Source organism: Marinovum sp., from assembly GCF_048263515.1.
Classification (GTDB): Bacteria; Pseudomonadota; Alphaproteobacteria; order Rhodobacterales; family Rhodobacteraceae; genus Marinovum.
This window is the reverse complement of the sequence record NZ_JBLXEC010000001.1, coordinates 97,350-110,949: the sequence shown is the minus strand read 5'-3', so window position 1 is coordinate 110,949 and position 13,600 is coordinate 97,350. Positions and strand designations below refer to the sequence as shown.

The window sequence follows — 13,600 nt, the reverse complement described above, 5'->3', positions numbered from 1 at the left end:
GGCTTCGCCGCTGCGATGGTCAGGTCCTGCTCCCCCGGTCGCACGCCTTGGCGAGCATCCAGTCGCGCACACGCAGGGACGCGCCGGACGCGCCCTGCCGCGGCGTGAGAAGGTGGAAATCCAGCCCGCCGTCGAGAGCGCTGTCAATCGGCTGAACCAACCGCCCTGCGTCGAGGTCGCGCTGAACGAGAAACCGGCTGGCCAGCGCGATGCCCTGACCGGCCAGGGCGGCGTCGAGGCTCAGCGTGGTCTGGTTGAATCGGAGCCCACGGGTCTGCCCTGTGATGTCCCCGAATGCCGCTGCGATGAACGCAGGCCAGAGATCGTGCGTGTCGTGCAGCAGCGTCATGCGCGCCACCTCTGCCGCATCGAGCGGCAGGTCGCGGTCCGCGACCAGATGCGGTGCGCAGACCGCGATGACCTCCTGCGGGAACAGCAGATCGGCGCGCAGGCTGGCGCCGAAGGGCGGCCGTCCCTGGCGCACCGCAAGGTCAATCCCGTCACCATGAAAGCTCGAGACGCGCTCCGTGGCGGTGATGCGCAGGTCGATGTCCGGATGGGCCTCGGTAAAGTCCGCAAGCCGCGGGATCAGCCATTTCGAGGCAAAGGTGGGGGTCACGCTGATGGTTACCCGCGAGGGCGCGGAGCGGAGCGCCGCAGTGGCATCGGCGAGCTGGGTGAAGGCGCGTGACACCGCCGCGTGGTAGGCACGACCCTCCTCGGTAAAGGCCAGACCGCGCGGCTCTCTCAGGAACAGGCGGAGACCGAGATGCTCTTCCAGCCCGCGCACCTGCTGGGCCACCGCGCCCTGGGTCACGCCCAGGTCCTCGGCCGCGGCGCGGAAGGTCAGATGCCGGCCCGCCGCGGCAAAGGCGCGAAGACCGTTGAGGGGCGGCAGGTCAGTCTCGGTCGACACGATAGATTTCCTACAGTCATGACGCAGCCGATCTGGCTGGTCAGATTACTACATACTCCTTATCTGCCGGACAACAGACGCAGGTCAATCGTTTCGACCCATCAGGAGGAAAATCTCATGACGACAGAAAAAGTGGCGCTTGTCACGGCCGGCGGCAGCGGCATGGGCGCCGGTGCTGCGCGGCAGCTGGCTGCCGATGGCTTCAAGGTCGGCATCCTGTCATCTTCGGGCAAGGGAGAGGCGCTGGGCCAGTCGCTCGGCGGTTTCGGCGTGACGGGATCGAACCAGTCGACCGCGGATCTGACGCGCCTCGTCACTGGCGCGATGGAGCGCTGGGGCCGCGTCGACGTGCTGGTGAACTCGGCCGGGCATGGGCCCAAGGGCCAGATCCTGGAAATCACCGACGCGGAATGGCATGCCGGTCTCGACGTCTACCTGATGAACGTGATCCGCCCCACGCGGCTTGTCACGCCGATCATGGCCGGGCAGGGCGGTGGCGCGATCATCAACATCTCGACCTTCGCGACCTTCGAACCGGACCCGCTGTTCCCGACCTCGGGCATCTTCCGCGCCGGCCTCGCCAGCTTTGCCAAGCTCTATGCCGACAGATACGCCGCGCAGAACATCCGCATGAACAACGTCCTGCCGGGCTTCATCGACAGCCTGCCCGAAACCGAAGACCGCCGGGCGCGTATCCCGATGGGCCGTTATGGCACCGAAGAGGAGGTCTCGTCGTTGATCGGCTGGCTTGCGTCGGAGGGCGGCGGCTATGTCACCGGTCAGAACTGGCGGATCGACGGGGGGCTGACCCGTGGCGTTTGAGGCAGACCAGTTCATCGAGCGCGGCCAGACCGTCTTTGTCGTCAAATGGCTGGCCTCGGTCATCCAGATCATGGGCTATGCGGCGACCGGGTTCGGATGGACCCCGTGGAACCTCTATCTCTTTCTGATCGGTGTGTTGGGCTGGTTGATCGTGGGCGTGCTGTGGAAGGATCGGGCGCTGATGCTGGTTCACTTCGTGGCGCTCGGCTCCATGCTGGTGGGCATGGCGAGCCAGTAGGGCGATTGAGCTCCTGCTCCCGCAGGTCGGTCCCGACCGGCCTGCACCCTTTCGGATGGGCCGTCCGGGCCGAGCCAAGGACGACCCTTCAGGTGCGATGGCTTCAGGCGCCGGCGATCCCGGTGGTGCGGGCCAGGATGTCGACGCCCTGGGTCTTCCAGAAATGCAGAAGGTCGATGAAGATCCAGTTCTCGGCCAGCTTGTCGTCGGCGCGGCGATAGATGTCGATCACCCGCATCTCGCCGGGCCTGTCGGAGCCGGGCATGCCCATGAAGCCGCCGGTGTGGCGGGCGGTGAAGTTGGGCCAGCCGAAGAAACCGCCGTAATGGCCTTCGGCAAGGCGGGCGAGATGGCGGGTCTTGGAGCGGTCGGTAAAGGCGGCACGGAACGGGCCCGAGTGCTGCTTGGCGTAGCGCTCGATGGTGTAGGTCGCGCCGATCCCGGCCGGGCCCCACCAGATCATGTCGTCGTGCCAGCTGAGCGCCAGTTCCTCTACGAGCGGCAGGCCGGATTGCCACTGGCCGAGGTCGCCGATCATCGCGTTGATCGCGGCCAGCGTGGCCGTGCCCTCGGCTTCCGGCGCGTCGTCATAGAGCAGACCGTCATGGGTCAGCGGCCCGGGCTGGACCAGATGCGCGGCGGTCTGCGGCGGGAAGGGGTCGAGCCCGGCCTGCATCATCAGATGCGGAATGTCGAAATACATCGCGGTCTCGACGATGCGGCCCGCTTCGACGCGGTTGAATTCGCAATAGCGCAGAAAGGCCATCTTGCCGGTGGCGGGGATGCCCAGCCAGGGGTGGTCGAAGAGCCCCATCAGGTGGCCCATCGAGACGACCCAGGTGCCCTCGAACCCGTCGATCTCGTTGCGGCCGGCAAAGAAGATGTCCTGCCGGCGCTGCATCCGGGTGAGCGACTGGCGCAGAGGTTGCCAGAATCGCTCGGCCACTGCTTCGGGGCCCGTCAACTCGCCAAAGGGATGGAACCCGCGCCAAAGCGCCTCGGGTGCGACGGCCTCTGACAGGGTGGCCGCGATTCGGTCGGGAGTGGCCGCCTCCAGCGCTGCGTAAAGGTCGCGGACCAGACGCTTTTCCTGCTGAAAACCCATCGCTTTTTCCTCGCTGTGAATACGTATGCAAAAAAGGCTTGCCAAATTGCCCTGACGAAGTCTAGTGTTTTTGAAAGCGTATGCAAAATGCAGGAAGCCACAGTCCAGGGAGGTCGGGATGGCTGAGATTCAGCTTCGCAATGTCTGCAAGCGATGGGGGAGCTTCGTCGGTGTCGATGACTTCGATCTGACGATTGCCGATCGGGAATTCTTGGTGCTTCTCGGGCCTTCGGGCTGCGGCAAGACCACGACCATGCGGATGATCGCTGGCCTGGAGGATCCGACGGACGGCGAGATCTGGATCGGCGACCGCAAGGTGAACAACCTCGAGCCAAAAGACCGCGACGTGGCCATGGTGTTCCAGAGCTACGCGCTCTACCCCAACCTCAACGTCTACGAGAACATCCGCTTTCCGCTGAAGGTGCGCGGCGTCGATGCCGCGACCCATGACGAGAAGGTGCGCCGCGCCTCCGCCATGGTGGAACTCGACGACTTCCTGCACCGCAAGCCGGCCGAGCTCTCCGGCGGCCAGCGCCAGCGCGTGGCCCTGGCCCGCGCCATCGTGCGAGAGCCCAACGTCTTTCTGATGGACGAGCCGCTATCGAACCTCGATGCCAAGCTCAGGGTCTCGACCCGGGCGCAGATCAAGAACCTCTCCCACGAATTGTCGGTCACCACGATCTACGTGACGCATGATCAGATCGAGGCGATGACGCTCGCCGACCGGGTGGTGGTGATGGAAAAGGGCATCGTTCAGCAGGTCGGCAGCCCGACCGAGATCTACGACAACCCGGCCAATACGTTTGTCGCCAGCTTCATTGGCAGCCCGGCAATGAACCTTGTCGACGGCGACATGGCCGGCGGCAACTTTTCCGCGCCCAACACCCGGATCGAGGGGCTTCCGGCCTCGAATGGCAAGGTTACGCTCGGCTTTAGGGCCGAGGATGCGCAGGTGGTGGAGAGCGGCGGCCAGATCAATGCGCCGATCTACACGCTGGAGCTCTTGGGCGATGCCACGATGGTGACCGTGCGTTTGGGCAAGACGCTGGTCAGCGTGCGCGCCGACAAGACCTTCCGCGCCGAGATCGACGACATGGTCTCGATCCGGGTGCCGCAGGATCACTGCCATCTGTTCGACGGCCAGACCGGCCAGCGCATCGCGGCCTGATCGCGACGTCCTCCGGGGGAGGCCGGAGGCAATCACCGGGTGCGCGATTGCAAGGCGCATCCACCCCGACAGAAACACAGGGAGGAATGACATGTTTCTGAAAAAGATCGCCACCGCGGGCCTGATGGCCGGCTTGATGTCCACCACCGCCTATGCCGCAGGGCACGGGGTCAACTGCGGCCCCGAGGGCCAGTCGATCCGCATCCTCGCCTCGGACTTTCCGGCGATCCACGCGATCGTCGACGCGGCCGAAGCCAACTGCGCCGGCCAGGCGGCCGAGTTCACCCGCAACCACACCACCGAAGCGCGCCAGATCATGAATGCCGCGCTGACCCCCGATCCGGCGGAATACACCAGCGTCATCGTTGCCAATGCGACCCTGACCCAACTGATGAACGACGGGCTGGTGCGGCCGCTCGACGATCTGGTTGCCAAGTACGGCGACAACCTCAAGCCGAACCTGCTGATCAAGATCGGCGGCAACACCATGGCCGTGGCTTTCATGGCCAACTCGCAGCACCTCTACGTGCGCAAGGACATCCTCGAAGAGGCCGGCGTCGAGGGCATCCCCGCCACCTATGACGAATTGATCGACGCCGCCGAGAAGATCCGCGCCGCTGGCATCATGGAACATCCGCTGGTGATGAACATGCAGACCGGCTGGAACGTGGGCGAGACCTTCAACCTGTTCTTCCTCGCCCATGGCGGCGAGTTCTTCAAATCCGGCACCGCCGAGCCGAACGTCAATTCCGAGGCCGGCATCGCCGCCCTGGGGACGCTGAAGAAGCTTGTGGAATACGCTCATCCCGACCACCTGACCCAGGCGTCGAACGAGACGCAGGGCCTGTGGGAGGCAGGGCAGGCCGCGCTTGGCATCATGTGGGGCTCGCGCGGATCTGCGATCCTCGACGACGAAGGCTCCACGCCGGAAGTGACCGGGAACACCGTGCTGGCGGCGGCCCCGTCGGTCGAGCCGGGCGGCACACCGGGTGCGACGCTCTGGTGGGACGGCATCACCATCGCCAAGAACGTCAGCGACGAAGAGGCCGAGGCGACTTTCGCGGCGCTGGTCTCGGGCATGACGGCAGAGACGGTCAAGGCCAACAATGACGATGCGGTCTGGCTGCTCGACGGCTTCGAGCCGGGTGCAGCGGCTGCAGGTGTCGCGGCAACGGCGCAGGGTGGGGCCCGGCCTTATCCGATGATCCCGCAGATCGGCATAATGCACGCCGCGCTTGGCAACGAGCTGGCGGGTTTCCTCAAGGGTGAGGAATCCGCAGAGCAGGCGCTGGCGGATGTCGAGGCGGCCTATCGTGACGCTGCCAAGGAAGCCGGCTTCCTGAAGTAAACCTCCCCGTCGGGCCGTCATGGCCCGTCAACTCAAAGGCCCGTCTGCGGGCGGGCCTTCCTTCAACTCCCGGTATCGGAGCTCGAGGCGCATGAAAAACCGCACCTTCTTCTGGTTCATCCTGCCCACCCTGTCGGCGATGGTCCTTTTCATCGCCCTGCCGATCGTCTCGGTTTTCATCCAGTCGCTGCACATCCAGCACGAACAGGTGCTGGTGGTGTCCGAAAGCTGCGGCCCCTTCGGCTGCGAGGAAACCACCGAGGTCGACCTGGCTGCTACCGAGGCGCTGCGCGCGGCGCAGCCGCTGGGCCGGTTCAACGGATTCGACACCTATACCAACCGCGCGCACCTGGCCTTTGACGAGATCGGCGAGGCCTGGCGCAATGCCGACACCTTCGGCGCCTTCTGGAAACGGGTCTTCGACCTGCCGTTCTACAAGGCGCTGACATTCACCCTGACCTATACCGCCGTGGTGACGCCGCTGGTGCTGATCCTGGGCCTCGCCATCGCGGTGGGCGTCAACAACCTGCCCAAGCTGCTGAAGGGCCCGACGATCTTTGTCTCGCTGCTGCCCTTCCTGGTGACGCCGCTGGTGGGCGCGCTGATCCTGTTCTGGATGGTCGATGGCGACGGCATCATCGGAGCCACGCTGCAACGCATCACGGGTGACCCCTCGCTCAGCCTCAAGGCTTCGCCGACGCTGACCTGGATCATGCTGATGACCTATGGCGTCTGGCACACGCTGCCGTTCAGCTTCATCGTCTTTTACGCCGGGCTGCAGACCGTGCCCAAGGACACGCTGGAAGCCGCCAAGATCGACGGCGCGTCGAAATGGCAGAGCATGCGCTATGTCACCGTGCCGCACCTGGTGCCGCTTCTGACCTTCGTCACGCTGATGCTGCTGATGGACAATTTCCGGGTGTTCGAGCCGATCGTCAGCTTCCAGAGCCAGGCCCATGCCACATCGCTCAGCTGGATCATCTTCAACGACCTGCGCGAAAGCGGCAACCCGCTCTATGGCTCGGCCGGGGCGACCTCGATGATGACCATCCTCGGCGTCGTGATCCTGCTGACCCCGGTACTGATCCGCACCTGGCGCGATTTCCACCGCAAGGCGCATTGAGGAGAGACCCATGACCACGACAACCCTCGCAACAACCGCGTCGCAGGCGGATGCCCGCAAAGGCCCCTCGGTCCTGACCATCGTCTCCTTCCTGCTGGTCGGCCTTTGGCTGGTGATCGCCGCCTTCCCGTTCCTCTGGACGCTCTGGGGCAGCTTCAAGGTACAGGCCGACTTCTTCTCCAAGGCCGACTGGATGAACGCCATCCGCGGCACCAACACCATCGCCGAGACCGGCAGCGCCTTCACGATGCGCGGCTATCACGGCGCCTGGGTTCAGGAGGAGTTCTGGCGCGCCGTGCTCAACAGCGGGATCGTGGTGTTCTTCACCGTCGTCATTTCGCTGACCTTCGGCACGCTGGGCGGCTATGCGCTGGCCCGGTCCGGCAAGAACTATGCTTTCTGGCTGCTGATGGCGGCGCTGGTGTTCCGCGCCATGCCGCATATCACTCTGGTCTCGGGCTACCTGCTGCCGTTCTTCGAATGGAACGTCTGGGGCATCCTGCCGACCACGATCATCGTTCTGGTGGCGATCAACCAGCCCTTCACCCTGTGGATGCTGCACAGCTTCTTTCTCAACATCCCCAAGGACATGGACGAAAGCGCCATGGTCGACGGCTGCACAAGGTTCCAGGCCTTCCGGCATGTCATCATCCCGGTGATGTGGCCCGGCGTGATCACCACCGGCCTGTTCTCCTTCCTGCTGGCCTACAACGATTTCGCGGTGACCTCGATGCTGCTCAGCTCCGAGAACGAGACCATGATCCCGGCCATCGCCAGCTTCCTCGGCACCACGCAGGTCGAAGGCAACGTGATGTTCGCGGTTGCCGCCGTCGTCTCGGCCACGGCCCCGCTCTTCGTGCTGATCATGGTCTTCCAGCGCCAGATTGTCAGCGGGTTGACAGCGGGGGCGGTGAAAGGATGAGCGCCACGGCCCGTCACTCGGCCCTGTCGCGTCATCCGGCGCTGAACCGGATGCCGCGGGATTTCCTGGAGCGGGCTTTTGCCCCCCAGGACACCCCCAACGGCAGTCACAAAGGATAAGACAGATGAAAGGTTCACGCCCCGAACAGGCGGTTCTGACCCGCGACACGGACATGAGCAAGACCGACGAGACCCGCAAGGTGATCGAAGGCATGGTCGACGGTCTCAACGATCATCGGATCGACGACATCGGCCAGTTCTTCAGCGAAGGGTTTCGCTGGATGGGCAACCAGGGCTGCGGCACCAAGACCGGGCTGCAGGAGTTTCAGGACAACTGGCAGCGGCCCTTCCAGGCGGCCTTTTCCGACAAGACCTGCATCGACGAGGCGCGGCTTTACATGGGCGAATGGGCGGCGGCCTTTGGCCGGCAGGAGGCCACCCATTCCGGCCCCTTCATGGGGCTGGCGCCCACCGGCAAGCGGGTGGAGATCCGCTACATGGACTTCTGGAAGGTCGAGGACGGCAAGATCACCGACAACTGGGTGATGGTCGATTTCCCGCATGTGCTGGCGCAGCTGGGCCACGACGTCTTTGGCGGCGAGGGCTGGGAAGCCTTTGACCGCGGTGAGAAGACGCCGCCCCGGCCGGCCCGCCAGAGCCAGACAGAGACAACCGCGTCCCGGGCCTGACCCGGGACCTCAATACGGACCATGAGGCCCCGGATCAGGTCCGGGGCGGGAGTGACGAGATGACAATCGAACGGATCAAGACTTCGAAGCCCGAGACCGACCGCGCCGAGGACGATGCCAAGGTGCGCGGCATCGTCGAGGCCGGGCTGAAGGACATCGAGGCCCGCGGCGACGCTGCCGTGCGCGAGATGAGCCAGAAGTTCGACAATTACGCGCCGGAGAGCTTCCGGCTGACCCAAGGCCAGATCGAAGGGCTGATGTCCAAGGTTTCGGCCCGCGACATGGAGGACATCAAGTTCGCGCAGGAGCAGGTGATGAATTTCGCCCGCGCGCAGCGCGCCTCGATGACGGATATAGAGGTGGAAACCCTGCCGGGCGTCATCCTCGGCCACAAGAACATCCCCGTGCAATCGGTGGGTTGCTACGTGCCGGCGGGCAAATTCCCGATGGTGGCCTCGGCGCATATGTCGGTGGCCACCGCCACGGTGGCCGGGGTGCCGCGCATCGTCGCCTCGACCGCGCCGTTCAAGGGCGAGCCCAACCCGGCGGTGGTGGCGGCCATGCATCTGGGCGGCGCGCATGAGATCTATGCCCTCGGCGGTATCCAGGCGATCGGCGCCATGGCGCTCGGCACCGAAACGATCGACCCGGTGCACATGCTGGTGGGTCCGGGCAATGCCTTTGTCGCCGAAGCCAAGCGCCAGCTCTACGGCCGCGTCGGTATCGACCTCTTTGCCGGGCCGACCGAGACCATGGTGATCGCCGACGAAAGCGCCGCCGATCCCGAGCTCTGCGCCACCGACCTGCTGGGCCAGGCCGAGCACGGCTACAATTCGCCGGCCTGCCTGATCACCAATTCCCGCAAGCTGGCCGAGGAGACCCTGGCCGAGATCGACCGGCTGCTGGGTGTCCTGCCGACGGCGGAAACCGCCCGCGCATCCTGGGAGGACTACGGCGACGTGATCCTCTGCGACAGCCACGAGGAGATGCTGGAGGTCGCCAATGACATGGCCTACGAGCATGTGCAGGTGATGACCGACCGCGACGATTGGTACCTCGAGAACATGCACAGCTACGGCGCGCTCTTTCTTGGCCCGCGGACCAATGTTGCCAATGGCGACAAGGTGATCGGCACCAACCACACGCTTCCCACCAAGAAGGCGGGGCGGTATACCGGCGGGCTCTGGGTGGGCAAGTACTTGAAAACCCACAGCTATCAGAAGATTGTCACCGACGAGGCGGCGGCGACGATCGGCGCATACGGGTCGCGGCTTTGCATGCTGGAGGGTTTTGTGGGCCACGCCGAACAATGCAATATCCGCGTGCGGCGCTATGGGGGCAAGAACGTGGCCTACGGCACGGCGGCGGAGTGACAAAGATGCGAGACGACGTGATGGACGTTCACACGGCGAACAAGGCGGCGCTGGCGCCGCTGCGCGCGGCGATGGTGGATTTCGACGCGGACGGCGTGCGCGCCGCGCTGCGCGAGGCGCTGGCGCCGGACGCGGTGATCCACATGCCGCATCCCTTCGGCGACTTCGAAGGGCCCGACGCCTTCTATGACGCCTGTTACGCGCCGCTTTTCGAGGCCATGCCGGACCTCGAGCGCCGCGACTGGATCGTCATGGGCGGGCCGGATGAACACGGCGGCGACTGGGTCGGCTGCGGCGGGCATTACTTCGGCACCTTCGTCGCGCCTTGGCTCGACATCCCGCCCACCGGGCATCTGACGCATATGCGGTTTCACGAGTTCTACCGCTTCGAGGGGGGCCGCGTGGTCGAGATCCAGACCCTCTGGGACATTCCCGAGGTGATGATGCAGGCCAAGGCCTGGCCGATGGCGCCCTCGCTGGGCCGCGAGTTCTGCATCCCCGGCCCGATGACGCTGGACGGGATCGTGCCGGGCCCCTGGGACGCCGAAAAATCGAGCGCCGCGCAGCAGCACATCATCGACATGCTCACCCATCTGAAGAAACACCCCAGCCGGGGCGGGCCCGAGGTGATGGAGATGGAGCGCTTCTGGCACGAGCGGATGAACTGGTACGGGCCGGCCGGCATCGGCACCGGCCGCGGCATCGCCGGCTTTCGCAACTGGCACCAGATCCCGTTCCTGAACGGCATGCCGGATCGTGGCAAATACGTCGACGACATCACCTATCACTTCTTCGGCGATGGCGATTATGCGGCTGTCACCGGCTGGCCCGACATGATCCAGACCGTGACCCATGACGGCTGGATGGGCATCGCGCCCTCGGGCAAGAAAATCACCATGCGCAGTCTCGATTTCTGGCGGCTGGAGAACGGCAGGATCCGCGAGAACTGGGTGATGGTGGACATCCTCGACGCCTATCGCCAACTCGGGGTCGACGTCTTCGCCCGCCTGCGCGAGTTCAACAAGGCGCGGGTGCCGGGCCGCATCGCCTTTCCGGTGGGGGACGCGTGATGCAGCTGCCACGCACCCCTTCGTTCCGTCTTGATGGCAAGCGCGCGCTGGTGGCGGGCGCCTCGTCGGGCATCGGGCAGGCCTGCGCCGTGGCTCTGGCCGAGCACGGCGCCGAGGTGGTGCTGGCGGCGCGTTCGGCCGACAAGCTGGCAGAGCTGGCCGAGGCTTTGACCGCCGCCGGCCACGCGGCCTCGGCCCTGGCGCTGGACGTCGGGGACGTGGCGGCGACAGAGGCGGCGGTGGCGGCGGCAGGCCCCTTCGATATCCTCGTGAACTCCGCCGGGCTGGCGCGCCATGCGCCGGCGCTGGAGACCACGGAAGCGGATTTCGACGCGGTCAGCGACCTCAACATCAAGGGCGCCTACTTCCTGACCCGCGCCGTGGCCAAGGGGCTGGCCGAGGCGGGCAAGCCAGGCTCGCTGATCAACATCTCGAGCCAGATGGCCAAGGTGGGCGGCATCGACCGGGCGGTCTATGCGGCGACCAAACACGCGGTCGAGGGGTTCACCAAGTCGATGGCGATCGAATGGGGGCCGCTGGGCATCCGCGTCAACACCATCTGCCCGACCTTCGTCGTCACGCCGCTGACCCGTCAGACCTTCGAGCGGCCGGAGCGCCGCGCCTGGGTCGAGGAGAAGATCAAGCTGGGGCGCGTCGGCGAGGTCGAGGATATCATGGGCGCGGCGGTGTTCCTGGCCTCCGACGCCTCGGCCTTGATCACCGGCAGCGCCTTGCTGGTCGATGGCGGCTGGACCGCGGACTGAGGGGGGAACGGATGACCGAGACGAAAGTCACATCGCTGGATGTCGCGCGGTTGGCCGGGGTCAGCCAATCGGCGGTCAGCCGTGTCTTCACCCCCGGTGCCTCGGCCTCGAAGAAGACCGTCGAGAAGGTGCGCAAGGCCGCCGACGAGCTTGGCTATCGCCCCAACTTCCTGGCCCGGGCCATGGTCTCGGGCAAGAGCCGGATCATCGGGCTGGTGGTCGCCTATCTGCAGAACCACTTCTACCCCGAAGCGCTGGAAAAGCTGTCGAACGCCCTGCAGCGCGAGGGCTATCACGTGCTGGTCTTCATGGCCTCGCAGACCGCAGGCAACATCGACGCCGTGGTCGAGGAGATCCTTGATTACCAGGTGGACGGGATCGTCTTTGCCTCGGTCGCCATGTCCTCGGACATTGCCGAACGCTGCCAGAGTGCCGGCGTCCCCGTGGTCCTGTTCAACCGCTATGAGGATCGCAAGGGCATTGCCGCGATCACCTCCGACAACCTGTCCGGCGGTCGCAAGGTGGCCGAGTTCCTGCTGGCCGGGGGGCACAGGCGCATCGGCTATATCGCCGGCTGGGAAGGCGCCTCGACCCAGCGCGACCGCGAGGCGGGCTTTGTCGAGGGGCTGAGCGCGGGGGGCCAGGAGATATTCGCCCGCGGCGTCGGCAATTTCGACATCGACCAGTCCCGCGACGCCGCGCGCGCGATGTTTGCCGCCCCGGAAGAGCGCCGCCCCGATGCGGTGTTCGTGGCCAATGACCACATGGCCTTTGCCGTCATGGACGTGATCCGCCACGAACTGGGCCTGAGCATCCCCGGCGACGTCTCGGTGGTGGGTTTTGACGACGTGCCGCCGGCGGCCTGGCTGTCCTATGACCTGACCACCGTGCGCCAGCGCGCCAACCTGATGGTCGAAGAGACCGTCAAGGCGCTGCTTGCGCAGATCGAAACCTTCGACACCGCCACGATCACCAAGGTTGCCATCGACGCACCGCTGATCGTGCGTGGGTCTGCCCGCATTCCAGAAGGATGGACCGAGACATGAACGCCCCGATGAAAGGCTTTGACCAGAAGTTCGCCGATTTCCCCGACTACATCATCGGCATCACCAAGGAGATCTGGGAAGATCGCGGCATTGCGACCCTGCACCGCTATTACGCGCCCGAGATCGTTGTGCGCTCGCCGGCCTCGGTGGTGGTGGGCAACCAGGGTGTGATCGCCGCCACCATGGCGACGCTGGCCGAGTTCCCCGACCGGACGCTTTACGGCGAGGACGTGATCTGGAGCGGGACGCCGGACGAGGGCATGCTCAGTTCGCACCGGCTGCATTCCACCGCGACCCATGCCAACCCCGGGGTCTACGGTTTGCCGACCGGCAAGCAGCTGCATTACCGGATCCTCGCCGACTGTCACGCGGTCGACAACCAGATCAACGACGAATGGCTGATCCGCGACCAGGGCGCCATCGTCCGCCAGTTGGGGTGGGACCCCAAGGAGTATGCCCGCGACCTGATCGCGCGCGAGGGCGGGCCCGAGGCCTGTGTCGCGCCGCTGACGCCGGAGACCGATATCGAGGGTCCTTACAAGGGACGCGGCAATGACAACGAATGGGGCCAGCGCCACGCCGATATCCTGACCCGCCTGATGAACGCGGATTTCACCGTGATCCCCGAGACTTACGACCGCGGCGCCAACCTGTGTTATCCCGGCGGGGTGGAGACCCTGAGCTTTGACGGGGCCGACCGGTTCTGGATGGGCCTGCGTGCGGCCTTTCCCAATGCGACATTCACCATCGATCACGTGATTGGCCGCGACGACCCGATGATGCCGCCGCGCTCGGCCATCCGCTGGAGCCTGCATGGCAAGCACGAGGGCTGGGGCGCCTTTGGCACGCCCACCGGGGCCGAGGTTTACGTGCTGGGCATCAGCCATGCCGAGTTCGGCGCGCTGGTGGGCGGTGTGCCGAAGTTGCGCCGCGAATGGACGCTCTTTGACGAGACGGCGGTCTGGAAACAGATCCTGCTCAAGACCGGGGAGCTGTGATGCCGGCACCCGCCGAGGC

General features: G+C 65.5%; 14 protein-coding genes. 12 read left to right on the top strand and 2 right to left on the bottom strand.

All coding sequences use genetic code 11. The annotated features are described in order from the left end of the window. Positions 1 to 19: 19 nt before the first annotated feature. A complete protein-coding gene (locus ACN0SE_RS00580) occupies positions 20 to 916 on the bottom strand; it encodes a LysR substrate-binding domain-containing protein (protein ID WP_417522520.1) in 897 nt (298 codons plus the stop codon). Between the two features lie 117 nt (positions 917 to 1,033). Here ACN0SE_RS00580 and ACN0SE_RS00575 point away from each other — a divergent pair, with 117 nt between their 5' ends. Beyond that, positions 1,034 to 1,738 (top strand): SDR family oxidoreductase, encoded by a 705-nt coding sequence (locus ACN0SE_RS00575; RefSeq protein ID WP_417522519.1) that lies wholly within the window; start codon positions 1,034 to 1,036, stop codon positions 1,736 to 1,738. Further along, complete coding sequence (locus ACN0SE_RS00570; protein ID WP_417522518.1) at positions 1,728 to 1,976, top strand: DUF6552 family protein; 249 nt, start codon at positions 1,728 to 1,730, stop codon at positions 1,974 to 1,976. The genes ACN0SE_RS00575 and ACN0SE_RS00570 overlap by 11 nt, the downstream gene beginning before the upstream one ends. A 103-nt stretch (positions 1,977 to 2,079) precedes the next feature. Here the strand turns inward: ACN0SE_RS00570 and ACN0SE_RS00565 are convergent, their stop codons facing one another. Next, positions 2,080 to 3,081 carry an ester cyclase gene (locus tag ACN0SE_RS00565; protein ID WP_417522517.1) on the bottom strand — a complete coding sequence of 334 codons (1,002 nt, stop codon included), beginning with the start codon at positions 3,079 to 3,081 and terminating at the stop codon, positions 2,080 to 2,082. 118 nt (positions 3,082 to 3,199) lie between these two features. Here ACN0SE_RS00565 and ACN0SE_RS00560 point away from each other — a divergent pair, with 118 nt between their 5' ends. From ACN0SE_RS00560 to ACN0SE_RS00515, 10 genes are all read left to right on the top strand, one after another. Further along, the gene (locus ACN0SE_RS00560; protein WP_417522516.1) at positions 3,200 to 4,249 is read left to right on the top strand and encodes an ABC transporter ATP-binding protein; all 1,050 of its coding nucleotides are present in this window, start codon (positions 3,200 to 3,202) and stop codon (positions 4,247 to 4,249) included. A 91-nt stretch (positions 4,250 to 4,340) separates the two neighbouring features. Next, positions 4,341 to 5,597, top strand: a complete 1,257-nt coding sequence (locus ACN0SE_RS00555) for an ABC transporter substrate-binding protein (RefSeq protein WP_417522515.1) — start codon at positions 4,341 to 4,343, stop codon at positions 5,595 to 5,597. A gap of 91 nt (positions 5,598 to 5,688) precedes the next feature. Then, entirely contained in the window at positions 5,689 to 6,720 is a 1,032-nt protein-coding gene (locus ACN0SE_RS00550; protein ID WP_417522514.1) for a carbohydrate ABC transporter permease, read from the top strand. Between the two features lie 10 nt (positions 6,721 to 6,730). Continuing rightward, on the top strand, positions 6,731 to 7,642 hold the full coding sequence (locus ACN0SE_RS00545; protein WP_417522513.1) for a carbohydrate ABC transporter permease: 912 nt from the start codon (positions 6,731 to 6,733) through the stop codon (positions 7,640 to 7,642). A gap of 124 nt (positions 7,643 to 7,766) precedes the next feature. Next, the gene (locus ACN0SE_RS00540) at positions 7,767 to 8,330 is read left to right on the top strand and encodes an ester cyclase (protein WP_417522512.1); all 564 of its coding nucleotides are present in this window, start codon (positions 7,767 to 7,769) and stop codon (positions 8,328 to 8,330) included. A gap of 59 nt (positions 8,331 to 8,389) precedes the next feature. Then, a complete protein-coding gene (gene hisD, locus ACN0SE_RS00535; protein ID WP_417522511.1) occupies positions 8,390 to 9,703 on the top strand; it encodes a histidinol dehydrogenase in 1,314 nt (437 codons plus the stop codon). Positions 9,704 to 9,708: 5 nt separating this feature from the next. Then, entirely contained in the window at positions 9,709 to 10,773 is a 1,065-nt protein-coding gene (locus tag ACN0SE_RS00530; protein WP_417522510.1) for an ester cyclase, read from the top strand. Beyond that, positions 10,773 to 11,537: an SDR family NAD(P)-dependent oxidoreductase gene (locus ACN0SE_RS00525; protein WP_417522509.1), complete on the top strand. Its 765-nt coding sequence runs from the start codon at positions 10,773 to 10,775 to the stop codon at positions 11,535 to 11,537. The genes ACN0SE_RS00530 and ACN0SE_RS00525 overlap by 1 nt, the downstream gene beginning before the upstream one ends. Positions 11,538 to 11,548: 11 nt before the next feature. After that, on the top strand, positions 11,549 to 12,583 hold the full coding sequence (locus ACN0SE_RS00520) for a LacI family DNA-binding transcriptional regulator (RefSeq protein WP_417522508.1): 1,035 nt from the start codon (positions 11,549 to 11,551) through the stop codon (positions 12,581 to 12,583). A gap of 8 nt (positions 12,584 to 12,591) precedes the next feature. Then, positions 12,592 to 13,581, top strand: coding sequence for an ester cyclase (locus tag ACN0SE_RS00515; RefSeq protein WP_417522877.1), 990 nt, complete (start codon positions 12,592 to 12,594; stop codon positions 13,579 to 13,581). Positions 13,582 to 13,600 lie beyond the last annotated feature (19 nt).